General features: G+C 41.9%; 23 protein-coding genes. All 23 read right to left on the bottom strand.

What is annotated here, in order from left to right; all coding sequences use genetic code 11:
- Window positions 1-11: 11 nt before the first annotated feature.
- The 23 genes from cspD to flgK all read right to left on the bottom strand — a co-directional run bounded on the left by cspD (window position 12) and on the right by flgK (window position 20,959).
- Window positions 12-209 (bottom strand): cold-shock protein CspD, encoded by a 198-nt coding sequence (gene cspD / locus T458_RS54525; RefSeq protein WP_023555326.1) that lies wholly within the window; start codon window positions 207-209, stop codon window positions 12-14.
- Window positions 210-317: 108 nt separating this feature from the next.
- A complete protein-coding gene (locus T458_RS54520) occupies window positions 318-992 on the bottom strand; it encodes an amino acid ABC transporter permease (RefSeq protein WP_031306328.1) in 675 nt (224 codons plus the stop codon).
- 157 nt (window positions 993-1,149) lie between these two features.
- The gene (locus T458_RS54515; protein ID WP_023555324.1) at window positions 1,150-2,268 is read right to left on the bottom strand and encodes an RNA-guided endonuclease InsQ/TnpB family protein; all 1,119 of its coding nucleotides are present in this window, start codon (window positions 2,266-2,268) and stop codon (window positions 1,150-1,152) included.
- Between the two features lie 178 nt (window positions 2,269-2,446).
- The gene (locus tag T458_RS54510) at window positions 2,447-3,244 is read right to left on the bottom strand and encodes a basic amino acid ABC transporter substrate-binding protein (RefSeq protein ID WP_023555323.1); all 798 of its coding nucleotides are present in this window, start codon (window positions 3,242-3,244) and stop codon (window positions 2,447-2,449) included.
- Between the two features lie 266 nt (window positions 3,245-3,510).
- On the bottom strand, window positions 3,511-4,311 hold the full coding sequence (locus T458_RS54505) for an OmpA/MotB family protein (protein ID WP_023555322.1): 801 nt from the start codon (window positions 4,309-4,311) through the stop codon (window positions 3,511-3,513).
- Window positions 4,304-5,122 (bottom strand): motility protein A, encoded by an 819-nt coding sequence (locus T458_RS54500; RefSeq protein WP_252989887.1) that lies wholly within the window; start codon window positions 5,120-5,122, stop codon window positions 4,304-4,306. The genes T458_RS54505 and T458_RS54500 overlap by 8 nt, the downstream gene beginning before the upstream one ends.
- 157 nt (window positions 5,123-5,279) lie before the next feature.
- Window positions 5,280-5,651 carry a flagellar protein FliT gene (locus T458_RS54495; protein WP_023555320.1) on the bottom strand — a complete coding sequence of 124 codons (372 nt, stop codon included), beginning with the start codon at window positions 5,649-5,651 and terminating at the stop codon, window positions 5,280-5,282.
- A gap of 8 nt (window positions 5,652-5,659) precedes the next feature.
- The gene (fliS, locus tag T458_RS54490) at window positions 5,660-6,037 is read right to left on the bottom strand and encodes a flagellar export chaperone FliS (RefSeq protein ID WP_023555319.1); all 378 of its coding nucleotides are present in this window, start codon (window positions 6,035-6,037) and stop codon (window positions 5,660-5,662) included.
- Between the two features lie 27 nt (window positions 6,038-6,064).
- On the bottom strand, window positions 6,065-7,588 hold the full coding sequence (gene fliD, locus T458_RS54485) for a flagellar filament capping protein FliD (RefSeq protein ID WP_023555318.1): 1,524 nt from the start codon (window positions 7,586-7,588) through the stop codon (window positions 6,065-6,067).
- A gap of 13 nt (window positions 7,589-7,601) precedes the next feature.
- Window positions 7,602-7,958 (bottom strand): flagellar protein FlaG, encoded by a 357-nt coding sequence (gene flaG / locus T458_RS54480; protein WP_023555317.1) that lies wholly within the window; start codon window positions 7,956-7,958, stop codon window positions 7,602-7,604.
- A gap of 120 nt (window positions 7,959-8,078) precedes the next feature.
- Window positions 8,079-9,185, bottom strand: coding sequence for a DegT/DnrJ/EryC1/StrS family aminotransferase (locus tag T458_RS54475; protein WP_023555316.1), 1,107 nt, complete (start codon window positions 9,183-9,185; stop codon window positions 8,079-8,081).
- The gene (locus T458_RS0129555; protein WP_035316414.1) at window positions 9,178-9,786 is read right to left on the bottom strand and encodes an acyltransferase; all 609 of its coding nucleotides are present in this window, start codon (window positions 9,784-9,786) and stop codon (window positions 9,178-9,180) included. Before T458_RS0129555 ends, T458_RS54475 begins: the two co-directional genes overlap by 8 nt.
- Window positions 9,779-10,741, bottom strand: coding sequence for a Gfo/Idh/MocA family protein (locus T458_RS0129550; RefSeq protein WP_031306322.1), 963 nt, complete (start codon window positions 10,739-10,741; stop codon window positions 9,779-9,781). Before T458_RS0129550 ends, T458_RS0129555 begins: the two co-directional genes overlap by 8 nt.
- Before the next feature lie 32 nt (window positions 10,742-10,773).
- Window positions 10,774-12,111 carry a nucleotide sugar dehydrogenase gene (locus T458_RS0129545; RefSeq protein WP_035316432.1) on the bottom strand — a complete coding sequence of 446 codons (1,338 nt, stop codon included), beginning with the start codon at window positions 12,109-12,111 and terminating at the stop codon, window positions 10,774-10,776.
- 15 nt (window positions 12,112-12,126) lie between these two features.
- Entirely contained in the window at window positions 12,127-13,458 is a 1,332-nt protein-coding gene (locus T458_RS54470) for a glycosyltransferase (RefSeq protein ID WP_051410148.1), read from the bottom strand.
- Window positions 13,459-13,544: 86 nt separating this feature from the next.
- Complete coding sequence (locus tag T458_RS54465) at window positions 13,545-15,461, bottom strand: glycosyltransferase (RefSeq protein ID WP_023555315.1); 1,917 nt, start codon at window positions 15,459-15,461, stop codon at window positions 13,545-13,547.
- Entirely contained in the window at window positions 15,454-15,789 is a 336-nt protein-coding gene (locus T458_RS54460; RefSeq protein ID WP_023555314.1) for a hypothetical protein, read from the bottom strand. Before T458_RS54460 ends, T458_RS54465 begins: the two co-directional genes overlap by 8 nt.
- A gap of 71 nt (window positions 15,790-15,860) precedes the next feature.
- Window positions 15,861-17,006, bottom strand: coding sequence for a flagellin N-terminal helical domain-containing protein (locus tag T458_RS54455; protein WP_023555313.1), 1,146 nt, complete (start codon window positions 17,004-17,006; stop codon window positions 15,861-15,863).
- A 190-nt stretch (window positions 17,007-17,196) separates the two neighbouring features.
- Window positions 17,197-17,427, bottom strand: coding sequence for a carbon storage regulator CsrA (gene csrA, locus T458_RS54450; protein WP_023555312.1), 231 nt, complete (start codon window positions 17,425-17,427; stop codon window positions 17,197-17,199).
- A 34-nt stretch (window positions 17,428-17,461) separates the two neighbouring features.
- A complete protein-coding gene (locus tag T458_RS54445) occupies window positions 17,462-17,863 on the bottom strand; it encodes a flagellar assembly protein FliW (RefSeq protein WP_023555311.1) in 402 nt (133 codons plus the stop codon).
- Window positions 17,864-17,880: 17 nt separating this feature from the next.
- Entirely contained in the window at window positions 17,881-18,456 is a 576-nt protein-coding gene (locus T458_RS54440) for a DUF6470 family protein (protein ID WP_023555310.1), read from the bottom strand.
- A 28-nt stretch (window positions 18,457-18,484) separates the two neighbouring features.
- Complete coding sequence (flgL, locus tag T458_RS54435) at window positions 18,485-19,372, bottom strand: flagellar hook-associated protein FlgL (protein ID WP_023555309.1); 888 nt, start codon at window positions 19,370-19,372, stop codon at window positions 18,485-18,487.
- 27 nt (window positions 19,373-19,399) lie between these two features.
- Complete coding sequence (gene flgK / locus T458_RS54430; RefSeq protein WP_023555308.1) at window positions 19,400-20,959, bottom strand: flagellar hook-associated protein FlgK; 1,560 nt, start codon at window positions 20,957-20,959, stop codon at window positions 19,400-19,402.
- Window positions 20,960-20,968 lie beyond the last annotated feature (9 nt).

Here is a 20,968-nt window from a genome sequence, read left to right as displayed (position 1 = left end):
TTTCATTTTGCCTACAATTTTACGACGTTGGCTGCCTGCGGACCACGATCGCCTTCCACGATGTCGAATTCGACCTCTTGTCCTTCTTCCAACGTACGGAAACCATCCGATTGGATCGCGGAGAAGTGAACGAATACGTCGTCGCCGCCTTCGCGCTCGATAAAACCAAACCCTTTTTCTGCGTTAAACCATTTCACTTTGCCTTGCATGAAAAAGCACAACCCTTTCCTATTTACCGTTTTGTAAGAAACTGGGATATTCTCCCGTGTCTGACTATATCATTCCCATTTTGGACAGTCAAATTCCTTCATTTCCCGTTAGCGGGTCGAATATTTTTTCTCCAATCCCCGCACGACCACGCGCGAGAGGAACAGCGTCAAGACCAGATACACCGCTGCTTCCGTCAAATACGGCGGATAGCGTTCAAAGGTGCTTTTCGCGACGTTCATCGCCGCATAGTTCAGGTCAGGAGTAGCAATAACGGCTGTCAGAGAAGAATCCTTTAAAAGAGAAATAAATTCATTTCCAAATGCAGGAAGCATGCGAGTAAACGCCTGCGGCAGAATAATCGTGCGCATCGCCATTCCTTTGGTCATCCCCAAGGAACGCGCTGCCTCCATCTGACCAGGGTCGATCGATTGAATTCCGGCCCGGAAAATCTCCGCTATATACGCCGCCGCATTGAGCGACAACGCGACAAAACCAGAATAGATCGCTTCCGGACTGTTCTCCCCTGGAAACAAAAGTCCCCAAATCGAGGGAATGATAGCAAAGTGGATCAACAAGATCTGCACAAGCATCGGCGTCCCGCGGAACAACTCCACGTAGATAGAGCAGATCCAGCGCAGGATCCGAATGCCCGACATCTTCCCAAGACTGATGAACAATCCCAGGATGGTTCCACAAACCGTAGCAACTACAGTGAGCAGAATTGTGACCATAACGCCCTTGTAAAAAAGCTCCCGGTAATCATAAATGACGCTCCAGTCCAAACGTCCCTTCCGTTGCCAAGAGATTGTACAAGTCTGCACAAGTCTTGTTTGCTTCCTGCTTCGACGTGCCCGCTTTTGCCTGGGCTACTTGCGTTTGGTATGACACTCCACAGGCGTTCATTCGGATGCAACGAATCCTACCTTTTGGGGTAAGCGCTCAGGTGCAGATTGCCAATTTGGACAAGTTAATCGCTGCGTTCATGTCGCGGTCGATTACGAGTCCGCAATCGCACTCATAAATGCGGTCGGATAATTTTAGATTCGACTTTACCTTTCCACAACTTGAACACATTTTTGATGAAGGAAACCATTTGTCAGCTTGGATAAATGTCGCCCCGAACTTTTCGCACTTGTATTTCATCTGCCTGATAAATTCATGAAGCTTTTGCTCGGCTATCGCTCTGCTCAAGTGGCGGTTCCTCATCATCCCTCTCACATTCAAATCCTCCATCACGACAGTGCCCGGCTTGGTTTTCGCTATGGCATTTGTCGCTTGGTGAATGTGATTGGTACGGATATTCGTCAGTTTCCGATGAAGCAAACGAACCGACTTCTCAACCTTTACAATATTGCATGTCTTGACGAAACGGTTTCCCTCCTTGTTCATTTCGTATTTGCGGGAAACTTTACGCTGCAACCTGCGTAACCGCTTCTCACGCTTTCTTACAGCGGCCGACTTATTGATGTTTTTGAATACCATTCCGTTACTGCATACCGCCAATTCTTTGATGCCAACGTCAATGCCAATGGTGATGTCTGTTAACTCCGATTGTTCCTGCTCCATATCGATTACTACAGATACGTACCAGTATTTGCCGTCGAACGATATGCGCGGATTGCAATACTTGTCAGATACAGGAATCGGTTCGCTGGTTTGAATCCAACCGATCTTCTCCAGATAAATCTGGCAACCATTTGTCCTAAAACGATCATACCTGCTGTAGAATGCAGGTTTCGAACGTTTCTTGCTCTTATAATTTGGCTTCCGAGATTGTCCGTTGAACATCCTCTTGTAAGCGTCACATGCGTCTTTAACAGCTTGTTTTGTTGTTTGGGCAGAGATCTTATTCAGCCAGACATATTCCACCGTCCGCTTTAACCTCGTGAGTTTTTTGCGCAATACGCCGTCGGAAATAAATTTTCTGCCTCTACGATAGTTGTCTTCCTGTTGTGCAAGCGTCCAATTATATACCCAGCGGGCCGCGCCAGCCGAACGCCATAATGCTTGTTCCTGCCCGGGAGTTGGTTGGATTCTTACTTTTTTTGCAAGAAACATCTACCATCCGCTCCTAAAGCAACTTCTTTCCTATGTTCTCCCACATATCCACCGACAACAGAAAGTCGTGACGATCGTTTCAGCCTTCCGGATTGCCCCTCGTTGTCTAAATTTCGGCTGTTGCCAAAAGTCTGAGAGTGCGTCCAAGTCCGGACGCACTCGAACTGTTTCATGCACGTTACTGGTTGCCGAAGTATTGGTTGTAGATTTCCTGGAGCTTGCCGTTTTCCTTGATCTTTTTCAGACCGTCATTGATTTTGTTCAAGATCTCGGTATTGCCCTTTTTCACCATGATGCCGTAGTATTCTTTTTCAAAGGATTGGTCATCGACCAGCTTGAACTTCTTGCCCGGATTTTTCTTCGCGTAGAACGCAATGACCCCGTTGTCTCCTACTACTGCATCGACGCGGCCATTAAAGAAGTCGTCGACGGAGGAAGGCATATCGTCATAACCCTTTAATCCCGCGTACGTATCACCAAACGCTTTCTTCACCACTTCTTCACCCGTAGTCGCTGCCTGGACACCGATGTTCTTTCCTTCCAGGTCCGCCAGTTTCGTCACTGGAGAATCCTCGGGAACCAGGATCAACTGATTGGCCACGAAGTAGGAGTCAGAGAAGTCGTACTTTTCTTTGCGCTTGTCGGTGATGGTAATCGAGGAGATCCCGATGTCTACCGTTCCTTTGTCCAACCCGTCAAAGAGCGGGTCCCATCCCGTATTGCGCCATTCGATCTTGAAGCCTCCCGCTTCCGCAACAGCATTCATCACATCGATGTCGTGGCCCGTGATCTTGCCATCAGCCTCCAGTACCTGGAACGGCGGATAGGCCGCGTCCGTCCCGACCACGTACACCTTCTCTCCGGATCCGCCCGACGACCCGCTGCTTGGCGCCGCGCCCGATCCACAGCCCGCTGCCACCATCCCGAAACCAATCGTCAGCGCAAGAGTTGCCAGCCACTTCTTTCCAAGTTTCATGTCATAACCCCCTAGATCTGTCTGATTCATTTTTGTCCCCAACCATGTCCACAAGAAAATCACGCGGTTTTGGCATTCTCCACAGAGTTATCCACATTATCCACATGACGTTGTGCACAAGCTGGGTATAACCTTCCGCTCGCAAATGGGCAGGCAAGGCGGAAGATTCTAAAAAATACGGCAAAAAGGACTCCCGCCAGATATACTTCTATCTGATATAAGGGAATCCTGCTACTTATGTCCTGTAAATTGAGGAAATCGTCAAATTATTCTTCCTTGTCTGCCAAAATCATGATTTCTACGCGACGATTGCGAGCCCGATTCTCTTCATTGGAGTTGTCCACCAGCGGCTTGTGCTCTCCCCATCCAGCTACGGTAAATCGGGGAGCCGGCAGCTCGTGCACGTCGACCATCTCACGCATTACCGCGATGGCACGTGCCGAGGAAAGCTCCCAATTGGACTTGTAGGCACTTCGCCCGATCGGCACATCGTCCGTATACCCCTCGATGCGCACCAAATGGGGGTATTGCTGCAGAACGCCAGCTACTGTCGCGACGACCTCTTTGCCTTTTTCCTGCAAATCGGCGGAGCCGCTCCGAAATAGAATCGTCTCCGGCAGGCGAATTCGCAATCCTTCCGCTGTCTCCTCGAAGTCCAGATTCAATTCGTTCAAGGCTGAGGAAAGCTGGGTCCTCACCTTCTCCATGTCGCGTTCTCCCGTCTCCTGGGAACCCAGAGGCGGCTGCGGGACAGGCGGTGCTTCTCCCTGGCTCTCCAGGGCGCCGTCCTCTGACAAGGTCTTTTTCCGCGCCTCCAGCTGATGCACTTCGCGTTGCAATTCCAGCTTTTGCAGGTTCAACAAGTCCAGGCTCTCATGCACCTGATGAAGATTTTCCTGCTGCTTGGCTACTTCCTTTTTCGCCTCTTCCCGCTCTGTCCGGATTGCCGTCGAGGAAGAAGCCGCGATAATCACCACAATGATGAACAGCAGCGTAATCAGGTCACTGTAGCTGAGCAGCCAGCTTTTCTCCAGCTCCTTCTCGTCGTACAGCCGATCGTCATGCATAGTGACCCTGCCTTTCAATCGTTCCCCTCATGCTGCCAGGCTCTCTGACCAAAACCAGCTTCTGGTCTTCCGGCAGAAACGAATTCAGTTTTTCAAACAGCAGACGCGGCGTCTCCATCCGTTGCAAGCCGACACAACCTTCGATGTAGAGCCTTTTTTCAAACATCTCCTGGTCGTAGATGTCCATCAGGCGGTAGTAGCACGGCAATGCCAGCATATTTGCCAGCAAGGCACCGTACAAGGTCGCTACGACCGCTGTACTCAGGCTTAGACCAGTCTGCGAGAGATCCTCCAGGCTTCCAAGAACCCCTGTCATTCCGAGCAGCGTCCCCACCAGCCCCATGCCGGGAGCAAGCAAGCTGATCAGGCGAAAAAAGCCGCCGGCCTGCTGGTAGCGGTATTGCTCTCCCTTTAGTTCGTTCTCCAGCACCAGGCGAAGCTCTTCCTCAGTCACGCCTTCGATAGCCAAAAGGCTGCCGCGTTGGACGAAGGTATCACGCTCTTGCTGCAGCTCCTTCTCCAGTGTGAGCTGGCCTTGCTCTTTTTGCACAAGCGCGTAGTAGTAGAAACGCTTGATGGTCTCCTCGACGTTCCCCTGGCGGCCGTGGATCAAGAGTCGGATCATGCTGCGCAGCTTTACGTGCTTGCGCTTGATCGCGTAGGAGATCAGGATGGCCAGGGCGACCATTTCGAGGGCGGCGAGGTTGAGGAGGTCGGAGAGATTGCCGTTGAGGTAGACGGCGTGTATAAAGACGAGGAGGACTGTACAAATGAGGAGTATGGAGCGGCGTTTTGTTGACAAGGGTGTCACCTTCCTGTGGGACTGTTTATCTTGGTTTATCGGTTATTCACAAAAACATAATTAGAGCAAAGGTTTTCCAATTGACTTAAATTGGGGTGTCTAAGGTGAAATAAGGCCTACAGCACCTGAGATATATCAGGCAGGTAGGCCTATTACATGTTTACTCTCAATTCTTCTTATCAAAAAAAGCCCCGTAGGGGGATATAGTACCATATCCTCCATATACCGTTCCTACCAAGATGCTTTTTTGAAGATTTTGACCTTGCTTGCTAACCTCTTCAAACTTTTTCTCTATTAGCGGGGCGAGCTCCAAATCGATTTCGTATATTTTTTGCAGATATTTTTTCTTATCCTCTGTACTTAAATAAATATTTTGATTCTGCAACAACGTGATTAGTTGGATCGATTGTTCTCTTTTCTCAATTAATTCGACCCACTCTTCTACATTTTCCTCGTCTGACAAGATTTGTTTACGAAGCTCTTTTGTAATGGCAAGAAGATTCTCTAGCAATGGACGCAGTGAATTGGGAGTATTCATTTTCATTGTCATCCTCTGTTTTTACTCAAAACAATTGCTTGCTTCCATGTATCGCGAAATTGAATAAAAAACTCTTCTACCTCATCAAAGATAGCAGCATCTTTTTTCATATTCGCCTCTATCGTTCTTCTAAGCATGTAATCATACATTGAACGCATTTGCTCTGAAACAGCATATGCAGGATTAAGAGTATTCATCAATTCACTTAAGATCGCCTGTACTTTTAGAGCATTTTCATGAACTTTATCAAGCTTCTTTTCAAGAAGAAAAGCCTTGGCCAACCTAAGAAATTTAATACCACCATTATAGAGCATTAAAGTTAGCTCTTCCGGAGGTGCGGTAGTAACTTGATTGGCTTGATATGTTTGCGCTACATTGTAACTCATATCATTCACGCCCCTTTACAATATCTGTTAACCACCTAGTTGTTGAGAGAGCCACGCGCTTTGTGAATTCATCTTGTTCATTACATTTTCTAAGGATGTGAATTTCCGCCAATATCGATTTTCAATATCCTGTAGCCGTCTTTCCCAACGTTCTATTTGATCGTTTAAGCTCTGCATATTCTTTCCCATGGTGAAATACTCGGATTCCTCTCCCATTCCCGCAGATCCGGCTTTCTTTGTAATTTTAGACGTAATTTCACCCAAAGTATCATACAATCTTTGGGCAATACCACTATCTCCAAACTTTGTCTTTGGATCAGTGGAGGAACTGCTTTTGGTAAACAACTCCATTACATCATTGCCATTCTCACTTATGGCTTTACGTAATTTGGTTTCATCAATGAACAGTTTTCCATTATCCAAGTAATTAGTGGCAGCGCCTTCGGAACCAGCTCTCGTAGTAGATATACCTATCTCACTTAAAATATCAAACTTCTGATTAACACCCGATACTGGATTATAAATTGCCCCCCGCAATTGCGTGAGTGCATCCGTTATCATTGGATCTCGACGCAACAAACCACTTTTTGCCTTCTCTTCCCACTTCTCGATTACTTTATCATCCATCGCTGCCTTCTCTTCATCTGAAAGTGGTTGGTAATCTTTATATCTTGCTTGTGAAATCTTACTGTTGAGTTTGTCAATCAAGGTATTATAATCTTCTACAAATTTAGTGATGGAGTTGAAAATGGCCTCTTCATCTGGAGCTGTAGAGATCGTGTATGTCTGCCCCGCAACGGTTTCTTGTTTAAAGTTAAACTCTATGCCATCATACGTAAAATTATTGCTGGGAATTTGAAGAACTGTGCCGTTAATTTTAACCTGACCTGGGGTAACGTCTTTTCCTTTTACTTCGTTTGGGGTGATATCGAGCCCAATTGTTTGAGTCCCATCCGCAGGAACAATAACATTAATATCAATAGTTGTTTCTCCCATTTTAGTCGCTGTAAAAACCATTTTTTTATCCGTCGCATTATAACTCGCCACGACCCCAGTTTCCGAAGAAGCCCTATTTATTTGGGCAATTACACTATTCATGGAATCAGAAGAAGTAACGGAAATAGTCTTCTCCACACCTGTATGCCCTTTTATTTTCAGGTCAAACTTATTACCCATCGGAGTATTAGGGTCGCTAACACCTGTATTAAAGGTTTTTGATTGCGGTGTTCCTGCTTTAGCTAGTTTTACATCTTCAATTACATATGTATGCATATTGGGATTACCCTTTTGTTTGGCATTTACAATAGCATCATTAGAAGAATTGACGATTTTTTTTAGATATGTTGATTGCAACTTCATATCCCGCATCGTAGAATCCCTAAAAGCAGCAATGAGCAAATTCAACTCGCGATAATCATCACGCTTCCATTCATCTAGTTGTTTCTTTCTCATTAAAATGTCTAAAGGCTTTCTTTCGGCCTTCATTAAGTCTTTAACCATCGTTTCCGTATCTAAACCCGTGGCTATACCTGTAACCCTGTTAATCGCCATCAGTTACTCCCTCCTATCTTTTCTCGTCGACTAGTATCCCTACCATTTCGTACATCTGAGCTACCATATCCAGCATCTTTTTTGATGGAATTTCTCGAATGACTTCCTCGGAATGGTCATTTACGACTTGTACATAATACTCGCCTAGCTTCTCATGTAATTGGAATTTAAGATGCGTACTGCTTCCCTTTAAGAATTCATTTAGGGAATCAACTTCCTTTTCAAGCTCCTTTTTCGAATACCTTTTTTCACTTACATTAGGACTGACAGTCTGTATCAACTTGTCATCTTTACTGCCTTGTTCACCCGTATTTTTTGTTTCTAAACCAACCGTACCTCTCCCCGAATCATTGACCCCTCTAATATCCATTCTCTTTCCTCCCAAATGAATATCCCATTATGATTACTATTAGTATCGGTAAAGGCATTGGGAAAGTTTACTAGTTGGTAATAAAAAGAGAGTCTTGGTTCTATACAGCTTCCTTCAAACTTAACGATAAATAAAATCTTTGATAATAGATATTATCCTGTCTTGGATTTCTCGTTGAATGTTTGGCCAGATTGGCAGACTAAGGACTTCTGCAGCTGCTTGTTCTGAGGCCGGAAAAGATTCATGAACATCTTCGAAAATAGGCAGTTTGTGAACGGGGGTTGGATAGTAAACCATGCTGCTGATTCCTTGGTCTTCCAGATATGTTTTTAAGGCTTCTCTCTTCCCATTTGTAATTCGAATCGTATATTGGTGGTACACATGCTTACCATACGATTCTTCTTGGGGCACCTGGATTCCCCTTATGTCTCTCAAAGCTTCTGAATAATAAGCTGCTGCTTGCCTTCGTTTGTCATTCCATTCTTGAATATAAGGCAGTTTAATACGAAGAACAGCTGCTTGTATTTCATCCAAACGAGAATTGTATCCAACCAGTTCATTGTAGTACTTTCTTTTAGAACCATGTGATCTAAGCATTTTTGCAACCTCTGCTACCTCATCACTGTTCGTAGCTAATAGACCACCATCCCCGTAGGCACCTAGATTCTTCGAAGGAAAAAAAGAGAAACATCCTACATCCCCTATGCTGCCCAGCATTTTATTCCGGTAGGTACCTCCAAATGCCTGCGCTACATCTTCAATAATTTTAACTTTATATTTTTGAGCAAGTGCAAGAAGGGACGTCATATTTGCAGCTTGTCCAAACAAATGAACAGGGATTATGGCTTTCGTCCGATCCGTTATTTTCTCTTCCAATGTTTCCGTGTTTATATTAAAATTCTCGGGATTAATATCAACAAACACCGTTCTTGCCCCCACGTGCTGGATGGCCTCAGCAGTTGCATAAAAAGTGAATGGAGTTGTAATAACTTCGTCCCCTTCATTAATCCCAAGCGCTCTCAGGCCGATAACAAGAGCGTCCGTACCAGAGTTGAGCGTGATAGCATGTTTGACTCCCAAAAAATCGGCAAGCTCGGCTTCTAATGCCTTAACTTGAGGGCCCATAATAAACTGACCAGAATGCAGTACGTCTTGAAATGCAGCATTTAATTTGTCCCGGAGGAACTGGATTTCTGGCTGTAGATCAAGAATAGGAATTTTATTCATGGTTCATTTCCTCCCCCTCATAATATTTATCAATTGTCCCAATCTTGTTTTCACGGTACTTACGATCGCAACTTTCGCAACATGCTGTTTTAGAGGTAAACGTTATACGTTCCCCACACTCACAGACCCAGCCAATTTGTCTGGCAGGTACCCCAGAAACTAGCGAATAATCAGGGACATCCTTCGTAACAACAGCTCCCGCCGCAACAAACGCCCATTTGCCAATTGTTACTCCACAAACAATTGTGGCATTGGCTCCAATGGATGCACCGTATTTGACAGTTGTTAGAAGATAATCATCACTTGTATTCCGAGGAAAAGCAGAGCGGGGAGTTTTTACATTTGTAAATACCATACTCGGGCCACAAAACACATAGTCTTCCAAAACAACCCCTTCATATAAAGAAACGTTATTCTGGATTTTCACATGATTACCCACACAAACATTGTTGGCTACAAAAACGTTTTGTCCTATATTACATCCCTCTCCAATTTGGGCCTCACCCATGATATGAGTAAAGTGCCAAATTCGAGTGCCCTTGCCAATCTTCGCTCCCTCATCCACATAAACCGACTCATGTTTGAAATACTCGTTACTCAATGAGAATATCCCCTTTATTAAGGAGTAAAGAAGCCTGCTCCAAAATACGAACAACTTCCTTTCCATTTAATCCATCTGAAAGCGGGTTAGAGCGTTCGTGAATACAAGACAGAAAATGCTCACATTCATTTTTTAAAGGATTTTCTTCTCCACCTTGATAGACAACCTCGGTTCCTTGATCCCAGTTTTGCAGATCGCTGTTCACACCTTTACGATAAAGAGTAACAATCTGCTTATCTTCTTCATACACCAAAAAACCTTCCGTCCCACTGATTACCATCGAACGCTCTTGCACTGGCCATAACCATGACGTTCGCAGGTGAGCTTGTACTCCTCTTTCAAAAGTCAAATGAAGATAGGTATCATCCTCTATTTCAGGTTGTACAGCTTTTTGACCCGTTACCTGAAGAGAGCGCGGCGTTCCCCCAATCAGATATAAAAGTACTGCAAGATCATGGACCCCAAAACTCCACATTACGTTTTCCACCGAGCGTACTCGTCCCAATTTCATACGTTGTTGATGAATGGAACGAAGTGTTCCGATTACCTTACTCTCAAGGAGACCCTTTATGATCTGAATAGCCGGTTGATACAACAATAAATGTCCGACCATCAGAATGCGGTTTGTAACCTTTGCTATCTCAACCAGCGATTCAGCCTCCTGATAGGAAAGCGTCATGGGCTTCTCTATCAGAACATCCTTCCCGGCAAACATAACTTGTTTTGCCAGTTTGAAGTGAGTTGGGGCAGGAGTCGCGATTACAAAACCATCCGCGTCTGCTTGCAACCCTTCCTCCACATTCGCAAATAGCAAGATTCCAGGGAACCTTGAACGTAATTCTTCGTGAGTCTCCAAATTTGATTCAACAATTCCTGCTAAGGCACCCAACTCATAAAATGTTTTCACATGGTTTATACCCCAGTGACCAGCTCCAACTACCATGATTTTTTCCATACTTCTTTCACACTTTCCAAATGGTATTTACTTTACAAGCGAAAATAGTGGTTTTTATGTTCTATGTCCTGCATGGCATTACGTGTATCAAATAACACTTCAGCATACTTTCCTATTAAATTGTAATCATAGTCAGAATGGTCCGTGGTTAATACGACAATATCAGCGGTGCGAAGATTCTCTTTTGTCAAATCTATCCCGCTGTACTCCTTATTTTTATAGAAAAACTGCGGAATTTTTGGATCACTAAATACGACTTCTGCACCTTTTTGCCTCAATTTCTCCATGATTTTAATGATTGGTGATTCCCTGTAATCATCAATGTCTTTTTTATAGGCAATTCCCAAGAGGAGCACTGTAGAGCCCTTTATCGGTTTAGAAAATTGATTCAGGATATCGCCAATGCGTTCTACTACAAATTCTGGCATGCTGTTATTGATCTCTCCAGCAACTTCGATCAACCTAGTATGATAATTAAACTCCCGAGCTTTCCAAGTAAGGTACCAAGGGTCTACTGGGATACAGTGACCTCCCAATCCAGGTCCGGGATAGAAAGGCATAAATCCATATGGTTTTGTACTTGCTGCATCGATGACTTCCCAAATATCGATACCCATTCGGTTGCAGAGAATTGCCATTTCATTTACCAGGGCAATGTTGATATTACGGAATGTATTCTCTAAAATTTTCTCCATCTCAGCTACAGCTGGGCTGGAAACCTGGTGTACTTTACCTTCAAGAACCTGTTCATAGAGGGTCGCTGCTACTTCAGTACATGCTTTCGTTACGCCACCGACAACCTTTGGCGTGTTTTTAGTGTTATAGACCCGATTTCCGGGATCAACCCGTTCAGGAGAATACGCGAGGTAAAAATCCACACCGCATCTTAATCCTGTATTCTCTAGGATCGGCAGAACAATTTCTTCTGTTGTACCCGGGTATGTTGTGCTTTCTAATACTACCAACATTCCGGGATGCAAATAAGTTGCTACTGCTTCGGCCGACGCCTTAACATATGTGATATCCGGCTGTTGGTAAGAATCTAACGGGGTAGGAACGCAGATTGAGATGACATCTAGATCACGAATGAATGAATAATCAGTGGTTGCTGTGATCATTCCTGCACGCACCAAATCTCTCAATTCATTCTCTAAGACATCTCCGATATAATTGACACCTTGATTGACCATATCTACTCTTTTTTGCTGGATGTCGAAGCCATATACACGGTAACCGGCTTTAGCCTTTTCTACTGCGAGAGGGAGTCCTACGTAGCCAAGGCCGATGACGCCTAGTGTGGCTGTTTTGTTTATAAGTTGCTTCCCTAATTTCATTCTCAAGTCTTCTGAGAGGAGTTTATAAGCCTCCATGAAAATCCCCCTTTATTAATTTTCATTTTCAACAACCTCTCTGATGAGCTTCAACAGTCTATTATTCATGTCATTCGCTGAATACCTTCTTTGTACAAATCCACGATACTCATTGGAGTCATATTCATTTTCTAAAATCATTTCAACAGCTTCATTAATAGTACTCCAAACATATTGAGAAGGATAAATATTCTTAGCTCCATAAAAGTTATGAATGACCGGTTTTATTCCTTTAGCCATAGCTTCCATAATTGATAATTGTTGGCTTTCTAATAAGCTCGTAGATATAAGAAACTCTTTGTCTTCAAGCCATTTATCTATATCATCCTGCCAACCATGAAAGTTAATATTTTTCTGCAGTTTCCATTCTTGTATCATTTGTTGAAAATACAATTGATCTCTAATATCCTGAAACTGACCAGCAATATGCAATTGAAACCGTGAATCTTTATCTACTAGTGCTTTTATAACTTGTAATAATAACATGGGTCCTTTCTTGTAATTAATGTAACCAACATATGCAATATTGTAGCCTTTCTTTCTAGTCGCATATTTAAATTTTTCTTCATTGATGCCATTTGCCACAATTTCCATTCGTTGTTCATTTATCCTTACCTGTTTTCCAACAATTTCACGAATGTGTTCCGCAACAAAAATTACTTTATCAACAGCAGTCCATTTCACCGCATGAATTGAATTAGTAAAGGCTTCATAACTATGCAACCGGCATATAATTTTTCTTGTGGATGCCAGGTTAGTTTTACTTGCATAAATAATTAACTCATCACACCATTCGAACCAACTTACATCGGACCATTTCATAGCCTGTTCGATTTGCGAAGTTTCTTTAACAACCACCTTTTTTACCCGATACTCTCCTTTGAAGCCTTTTATTAGGTCTTCTAAGAAACTATCCATGCCTGGTTTAACAATAAATGCGATAGCTTTCTTTTTAATTACTTTCTGATCAAGCTGTTGAATATTTCTTAATGCCTCTTTAGCGATCTTTTTCTCATTTTGATTAAGTGCGTACTCTGCATCAATATAATAATCATATGCTAATTGATGTTCTCCCAACTGTTCGTATACGTATCCTAAATTAAACAATAAATTAGCATTAAACGGTGAACTCTCTAGGCCATGCTGAAGTTGTTTTTTGGCTTCCTCATAATCATTTTCTAAAATACAAATCACTGCATTAGTAGCGCATAACCAAGAACTATCTTCTAAAAATATTCCTTTATATTTTTTTAAAATCTCCTTGGCTTCAGTGGCGTTTCCTGAATTAACCAAATTCTCTATGCTTTGCTTAATTTTTTGAATCCCGGCTAAATTTTCGTGTTGCATGGTACTTGCTCCCTTTTTGTAATTTGCAAGGTTACTAAAGCATGTTGCACATCTTAACTATAAATCGTTCATGTGTATCTTTTTTTTTATATAATATCGCCGTTTAAATTATTTGCCGTATTTTTTAAAAAGGGGCTCATAACCGGATAAACAGAAACAATCTCGCGCATGTAATTCAAGGCTACTTTGAAATTCCTTGAAGTCATCGCTTGATTATACAAATACATAAGCATAAAGAACTGTTCTTCAGAATTTTCTACTGTTGTATAGATCAGACGAAATTTATCCATTTGATAAAAACATTTAATGTATTGAATCCCGTATTCCAGGTATTTATCGAACAAACGAAGAAGTTCTGGTTCCATTTCAATATTTTCCTTACCATGTTTCTCTAGATCCATTACAAGTAATACATAGATGATGCAGATAAATATACGATTACCTTGGTAATCATCGTGTCGTATCTTCATTTTTGAAACCAATGTTTCAAGGCTAACTTTATGATTATGATTCAGAAGTACCAATTCCTTAATAACTTTTCTTACAATAGCACTCTTTAATTTTTTCAATTCTTGCCAAAAAATGGGATATTCCATTATTCGAGAGAAAACTTCAGCATAGAATAAAGGTAAGTTGTTAATATCGTGTTCTGCCAGAAATGACTTAGCTTCAAACAATACCTTTTCATCAGGAGTAGTCCGTATCTTATTTAATTGATGATAACATCCCTCACCTTCAATAAATGCTCGCGCCAATTCATATTTTTCTTGTTCATCTAATTCCTTACGGTGAACTTCTAAAAGATTGACAAGCTTATCCTTATCCCCTTCAGTTAATGAATCATAATATTCTCGTAAGCCTGTAAATTGTTTACCATCTAACAGTATTTTGGTATATAGAAGGATCTTTGGTTCGTTATCAATTACTGGTTTTAAAAACTCTTCAGCTTTAGTAAAATTCTTATTGTCATAATAGAAATGAGCAACTTTAAACAAGATTTCGTACTTGGAATTATCATCTAACTTATATAGTTCTATTAAACCCTTGTCATCAAAACGATCTTCAGTAAATTTTTTATGTAATTTTAAGTAAATAAGCCGCGCTTCGAATGCAGACTGTTTATCTCCACATTCTTCATAGATAACCCCCATATAATATTGGAGGTCAATATAGTTAGGATTTATTTCCAATCCCTCTGTACAAGCCTTTTTAGCTTCCTCGTACCTACCTAACAGGATAGACATCCTTACATATTCATGGTATACATACAAATATTGTATCTTTTTATTAATTTCATTTCCTGAAAGTAATTCATATGCTTGTTTAGCTTCTTTATAAGCTTCTTTATAATCACCATGCATAGAATAAGTTCTGGATAATTGAAAATGATAATAAATATTTTCCGGATTCTTTTTCAATTCTTCCAATAGCAGCTTGCTAGTTCTTTGAAACTTCTTTTCCATTAACTCTTTATCTTCACTGTTATACCCGTAATGTTTTAAAAAGATATCGGTTACAAAAAGGATTGGCATTTTAAACCTTGGTTGATTATGTACGGACCCCTGATAACAAAAACCATCATTACGGAATAACCGCTCTGACTTATTGATGATAAATATGTTTTGATCTGATGAAACAAAATTCTTCACACGAATAACTACTGTATTAAAGTCTGATAAACTCTTCTTATCCATTAACAAGCTCAGCTTTTCAGGATCTTGCAATTCTTCATCCGCATCAATGATGAACAACCATTCTCCCTTTGCATAAGAGATTGATATGTTACGCATATCGGAGAAATTCCCGTTCCATTCGTGATAAAAAACATTCTCAGTGTATGCCTGAGCAATCTCTATCGTCTTATCAGTAGAACCAGTGTCGACTATAATCAGTTCTACATCATGTCTTTGATTCAACAGTTGGAGGCTAGACAAACATCTCTCAAGATTCTTCTCCTCGTCCTTTACTATCATGCAAATACTGAGCTTAATCTTTTTATCCATCGATAATCGTCCCACTCCAAAATTCTAATAATGGTTGTAATTCAAATTTCAATAAATCAGCTACATAAAGGAAGTCCTGATTTTCCATCTGTTCCAATACTAAGGCCAGTTTTGAATTCAATTCATCTATTGAGATTTCAGGGTATACAGAATGAATATGAGATACTGCTTCTGAAAGTGTATTAATATCCTCTATAAAATAGATAAATCGTGTATTTCCCTCCTTCTCTTCACTTGTTTGATACAACTCTGCTAAAGCCGTGCAACGCTGAGATAAATTCAAAAGTAGTTCTTTTATTGAGCGCGCGAGAAAATAAATATTTTCCATTTTTCCTCCCAAAAGGTAGTAAAAGCCAACATTGTGTTGGCTTTTACTACGTACTATTTTTCTAATTTAAATTAACGGAGAAGTTGCAGTACACCTTGTGGTTGCTGGTTAGCTTGTGCAAGCATTGCTTGAGCAGCTTGAGTAAGGATGTTGTTTTTAGTGAAGTCCATCATCTCTTTCGCCATGTCTACGTCGCGAATACGGGACTCGGCTGCGCTCAAGTTTTCGGATGCAGCGCCCAGGTTGTTGATAGTATGTTCCAGACGGTTTTGGAATGCACCCAGTTTTGCACGTTGGGTCGAAACATCTTCGATTGCTTTATTGATTGCAGAGATAGATGCCTCAGCAGCAGAAGCAGAATCTACTTTAAGACCATCGATATGCAATGCAGAAGCACTCATATCTTCGATGCTTACTCGCATTGTTTGCGAGGAGTTGGCACCGATTTGGTAAGTCAAAGAGGAATCTTCGATATCATTCACGTCTGCACGGGCAGTAATGGTTGCTTCTTTACCAATGCTTAGTGTTGACAGAGCATTTAATGTAAGCTCTACCCCATCTGCACCACCGATCGTAATAGCCCCAGCAGCACCGCCAGTAACTGTTACAGTTCCTGATTGACCTTTTTGATCTGTCCATGCAACAACATAATCGCCACCTGTAGTAGCTGATGTAATACGAACATTGTAAGAGTTATTGTCTACAGATGCAGAACTACTTGCAAAATCAACTGAAGCGAATACATCAGAAGTCTTCTCATTGATCTTTACGGACCCAGTAGTTGCATTGATACCACTCTTATCACCATTCAACAGTTTTTGAGTGTTGAATTCAGTAGTGGAAGCAATACGATCAACCTCTTCGATTAATTGATCGATCTCTTTTTGCAATTCCGCACGGTCTGCGTCAGTGTTGGTATCGTTGGAAGATTGAACAGCCAGTTCACGCATACGTTGCAGAATGCTGTGCGTTTCAGTCAGCGCACCCTCAGCTGTCTGGATCAGAGAGATTCCATCTTGGGAGTTCTTCTGTGCCATATCCAGACCGCGGATTTGGCCACGCATTTTTTCGGAGATTGCGAGACCCGCAGCATCGTCACCAGCGCGGTTGATACGCAGACCGGAAGACAGTTTCTCCAGGGATTTGGAAGAGTTTGCTGTGTTAGCAGAAAGAGCACGGTGAGTGTTCAGTGCAGCAATGTTGTGATTAATACGCATGTTATATTCCTCCTTGATTTACTAGGCCACGTCCATGTGGCTCTATGAGATTAGGGACATCACTCAATCGCGCGCTTGTGAGATTTCCCCTTCACTACTTATATCGGTAATGGAGGTTGTGCAGTTTAGCAGTTTCTAGTCAAAAATAAAAAAAACTGACGAAATTTGTAGGTTCGTCAGCTCTACCTTCTCACTTGCTTTCTGGTATCCATTTTTTCATCTTTTCCCAATCTAGTTTCGACTGGGAAGCCACTTTATTTTCCTCTTTAATTCCTATATAGATCTCTTTTCTGTGAACACTTATTTCTCGTGGAGCGTTTATTCCCAGGCGGATTGTATCTCCATCCACTGCTACTACTTTTACCTCGATTTGATCCCCGATCATGATCGACTCGCCCATTTTCCGGGACAATACCAACATCAATATTCACCTGCCCCTAACCGGTTTACTCCTGCTATTGAAACAGGGGATGCCTCAATGAGTAGCTCTCTTCATTTAGAATAACCTGTTTGGCCATCCGATTTTCACGGTTAATGACTATTGGTGCTTTCAAGTTTATTGTTATTTGCCCTTCTTCGCGCAAGGTAATGATGTTGAGAACAGCCACTGATGGATTCTGGTCCTCTAATCGAAGGGAAGCTTTGGCGTATTCAGGCAAGACAAATTGATACTCTGGAAAAAAGACAAAAGGATCAATCAACCAAAAGCCAATCGTCTCATCTTCCGTTGAGTTCATTTGATAAAAAGGGGCATTTGCCTCTTCCTTGCTGATATTGAAAAACTGCATGTCGGGAAAACCCGGCAACCCTTCTTCAAAAAAAAGTTTACCAATCGAGATATTTTGGGTTCCTGACATATTCGCGTCTCCTTTGATTATATCCTTTGATCCATATGTAGACCTATTACATCAATCTGCAAACTTCCCCATCTTAGCATATAGCCCTCAACCTTTCCAGGCTTGTAGTTATGAATAGGTCGTTTTATTTCTGGATCCATCGTTTTTCCACGTTCTTGCACCTGTATATCGAGTGGTTGAAAATTATAACGAATCTCAATACCATCCCCAACTATAGAACCTGCGGCAATGATCTCCGATTCTCGAGGCATTGACTCCCGCTCAGATATTGCTACAATCGCATCCTGTTTATTTTCAATCGATCTTAATTGGTCCCCTTCTTCACTAATCGAAGCAATTGCTTCCATTGCCATACGATATCCGTAATCAGCATTGTCTCTAGTCCGTCGTAACGGCCCACGCATATCAATATTTTCGCGGGCTTCACTTGAATCAATAGTCAATGAGCCTTTAGCTTGGCGAATTTCTATTATCGCAGGTTCTTGACGCAAGTTTAGTTCTGCTCTTGGTTGTTGAATCTCTTGTACAGGTTTATTTATATTTAACCCTAATTGAGCATAAGTCTGCTGCATTTGAATTTGAGGAATACGCATCTTACTTACGCTCCTTTTACAAGTTTTATCATCTTAAGAAATCCAACAACGTAGGCTGAATAATTCTGGCTCCAGCCCCCAAAGCTGAGCGATGAACGTTTTCTTGCGTTTTCAGATTCGTTATAACTTCCGCAATATCTGCATCCTCATTCGTACTCATTAACTCACTGACGTTTACTTCTTCTGTTGCCAGACGTTCTTGCACCAATTCTATACGATTGACTCGTGCGCCCAAGGATGCCCTTTCCGCAAGGAGATTATCAATTTGGAAATCCATTTTGTCCAACATATCGTTAACAGGCGTACCTAGCTCTAATTTACTAGCCATTGCATCTAAAAGTTTAAACATGTTATCCCCATCAGCATCTTGTTTATTAAAAATGGTCTGTCCATTTACGTTGACAGGGACAAATACCTGTTTACTAACCTCCAAACGTATCTCTGAAGAATTAGTGCTGACATAATTACCATTTTGGTAAGGAGCTCTTAGAGTATCAGTACCAGCAAAAATATACCTTCCTCCAATTGTCGCATTCGCAATACTACCCAACTGGTTTTTTAATTGCTTAATTTCTTCCGCCATTGCTTTTAAAGAATCATCCGCTAAGCTAGCATCTCCGGATTGTACCATCAATTCACGAATTCGTTGCAATACATTTGTAGATTCCCCAAGAGACTCGTCGGACAGTTCCATCCATGATTGAGCCTCCGTTGCATTACGTTGGTACTGTGAGTTTTCCATTAGGGAGGAACGGTACAACATACCCCTAGCCGCAACTACAGGATCGTCTGAAGGTCTAGATATCTTACGGCCAGAGGATAGTTGTTCTTGTAATTTATCCATTATCCCCATTGAATTATTTAAATTCCGCATCATGTTGTTATTCAGCATGTTTTGCGTAATACGAACTGACATTAAAAATCCACTCCCTATCTCATGCAATTACAAACCAACACGACCCATCCCATTAATTACTTTGTCCAAAATTTCGTCGAAACTCGTCATCACACGAGCTGCAGCACTATATGCATGCTGATATTTCACCATTTCGGACATCTCTTCATCAATCGATACTCCTGAAACAGACTGTCTTTGAGTATCAACCTGCCCGACCAATAACTCTGTGTTTTTTTCCATCCTTTGAGCTTCTTGACTGTCTACACCCAATTGTGCAATTGCATAACGATAAAAGTCATCAAGAGTAGTTGTCTCCGGTTGATTTGAGGCTCCGATAAATAACGAGTAAGTATTGTACTTGATTCCAGCTACTGCCAGGGCATTACTGCCATCGCCGTGAAAGGATGTACCAGCAGAACTTCCTGTTTGTTCTACAGTTGCTGCCGCGATTGCATTCAAGCTAGCAAGTATAGCCGGATTCACTTGGATTTTGGAAGAATTGATTGGATATGTTTTTGTATTCGGATCATTTGTTACTGCATCTGAATCTACAAAAAAAGGAATGTCTTCTAGTTGAGCACCTGCATTGGTTGACCTATTTTGGATGTCATTTAAATTCATCCCACTTCTGTGTAAGTTATTTATCTCGGTCGTCAAATTAACTGCCAGAATATTTAAACGCTCAAGCATGTTTGATACTGGACCAGTAATTTTGGTTTGGCCAGTAACAGGATCATTAACCGGAAGACCCCTAGCTTCCATCGTCCCCAGTAGTCCGCCTGATTGGGGTACAAACTGTTCACCACCTAAGGTTATATCGTATAACCCATAAGAATTCTTGGTGACCGCCATCGGAATTGATTGCTGGCCGTTAATTAATTCCCTATTATCTACTGTCACATTAATCATTCCGTTATTGCCATTAGCCACCTTGACATTGACAAGCTTCCCTAGTTTATCTAGTAAAAGGTCTCTTTGATCAAATAAATCATTTGGTTCATAACCATGAGGAACCAACTCACCAATTTGTTTATTAAGATTTGCGATTTGGTTTGTCATGGAATTTATTTCGATAACTTTTGTTGATACAACATTGTCCAGGTCAGACTGCAAATCCGTCAATGAATTTGTCAATGCAGAAAACGTTTCCGCAACCGCAACCGCTCTTTGTCTGACAACCGCACGAGCAGAAAGGCTTTCAGGTTCCTTGGAAAGGTCCTGCCACGATTTCCACAATTCATCCATTACCTTCTGCAAGCCTGTATCTGAAGGTTCATTCATAATCCCTTCAATTTTACTAAGCGCATCCCTTTGGGCTTCCCAATAACCGTAATCTTTGTTTTGATTTCGAAACTGTATATCTAAATAATTTTCGCGCATGCGTTGTAAACTAACAACGGTGACACCAGTTCCAAGCAAACCTGCCTCAACATTTGCCTGTAAACCTACATACGGCAGACCCGTTGTCGCCTGCATATTTACTCGTTGTCTGCTATATCCTTCCGTATTCGCATTCGATATATTGTGACCAGTTGTATTTAGTGCCGCCTGCTGAGCAAACAAACCGCGTTTGCTTACTTCCAAGCCGTGAAAGGTAGATCGCATCCTAGCACC

The organism is Brevibacillus panacihumi W25, assembly GCF_000503775.1.
Classification (GTDB): domain Bacteria; phylum Bacillota; class Bacilli; order Brevibacillales; family Brevibacillaceae; genus Brevibacillus; species Brevibacillus panacihumi_A.
Note: the sequence above shows the minus strand (reverse complement) of the source record. Positions and strands in the feature narration are given on the sequence as shown.

What these genes read in the sequence shown, in the direction of transcription:
- T458_RS54465 (WP_023555315.1), bottom strand. Translation starts at nt 15,461, where the DNA reads ATGGATAAAAAGATTAAGCTCAGTATTTGCATGATAGTAAAGGACGAG.
- fliD (WP_023555318.1), bottom strand. Translation starts at nt 7,588, where the DNA reads ATGGCGATTAACAGGGTTACAGGTATAGCCACGGGTTTAGATACGGAA.
- T458_RS54455 (WP_023555313.1), bottom strand. Translation starts at nt 17,006, where the DNA reads ATGCGTATTAATCACAACATTGCTGCACTGAACACTCACCGTGCTCTT.
- csrA (WP_023555312.1), bottom strand. Translation starts at nt 17,427, where the DNA reads ATGTTGGTATTGTCCCGGAAAATGGGCGAGTCGATCATGATCGGGGAT.
- T458_RS54440 (WP_023555310.1), bottom strand. Translation starts at nt 18,456, where the DNA reads ATGCGTATTCCTCAAATTCAAATGCAGCAGACTTATGCTCAATTAGGG.
- T458_RS54495 (WP_023555320.1), bottom strand. Translation starts at nt 5,651, where the DNA reads ATGAATACTCCCAATTCACTGCGTCCATTGCTAGAGAATCTTCTTGCC.
- T458_RS54510 (WP_023555323.1), bottom strand. Translation starts at nt 3,244, where the DNA reads ATGAAACTTGGAAAGAAGTGGCTGGCAACTCTTGCGCTGACGATTGGT.
- T458_RS54470 (WP_051410148.1), bottom strand. Translation starts at nt 13,458, where the DNA reads ATGCAACACGAAAATTTAGCCGGGATTCAAAAAATTAAGCAAAGCATA.
- T458_RS0129545 (WP_035316432.1), bottom strand. Translation starts at nt 12,111, where the DNA reads ATGGAGGCTTATAAACTCCTCTCAGAAGACTTGAGAATGAAATTAGGG.
- T458_RS54475 (WP_023555316.1), bottom strand. Translation starts at nt 9,185, where the DNA reads ATGAATAAAATTCCTATTCTTGATCTACAGCCAGAAATCCAGTTCCTC.
- flgK (WP_023555308.1), bottom strand. Translation starts at nt 20,959, where the DNA reads ATGCGATCTACCTTTCACGGCTTGGAAGTAAGCAAACGCGGTTTGTTT.
- fliS (WP_023555319.1), bottom strand. Translation starts at nt 6,037, where the DNA reads ATGAGTTACAATGTAGCGCAAACATATCAAGCCAATCAAGTTACTACC.
- T458_RS54445 (WP_023555311.1), bottom strand. Translation starts at nt 17,863, where the DNA reads ATGTCAGGAACCCAAAATATCTCGATTGGTAAACTTTTTTTTGAAGAA.
- T458_RS54515 (WP_023555324.1), bottom strand. Translation starts at nt 2,268, where the DNA reads ATGTTTCTTGCAAAAAAAGTAAGAATCCAACCAACTCCCGGGCAGGAA.
- flaG (WP_023555317.1), bottom strand. Translation starts at nt 7,958, where the DNA reads ATGGATATTAGAGGGGTCAATGATTCGGGGAGAGGTACGGTTGGTTTA.
- cspD (WP_023555326.1), bottom strand. Translation starts at nt 209, where the DNA reads ATGCAAGGCAAAGTGAAATGGTTTAACGCAGAAAAAGGGTTTGGTTTT.
- T458_RS54505 (WP_023555322.1), bottom strand. Translation starts at nt 4,311, where the DNA reads ATGCATGACGATCGGCTGTACGACGAGAAGGAGCTGGAGAAAAGCTGG.
- flgL (WP_023555309.1), bottom strand. Translation starts at nt 19,372, where the DNA reads ATGTCAGTTCGTATTACGCAAAACATGCTGAATAACAACATGATGCGG.
- T458_RS0129550 (WP_031306322.1), bottom strand. Translation starts at nt 10,741, where the DNA reads ATGGAAAAAATCATGGTAGTTGGAGCTGGTCACTGGGGTATAAACCAT.
- T458_RS54460 (WP_023555314.1), bottom strand. Translation starts at nt 15,789, where the DNA reads ATGGAAAATATTTATTTTCTCGCGCGCTCAATAAAAGAACTACTTTTG.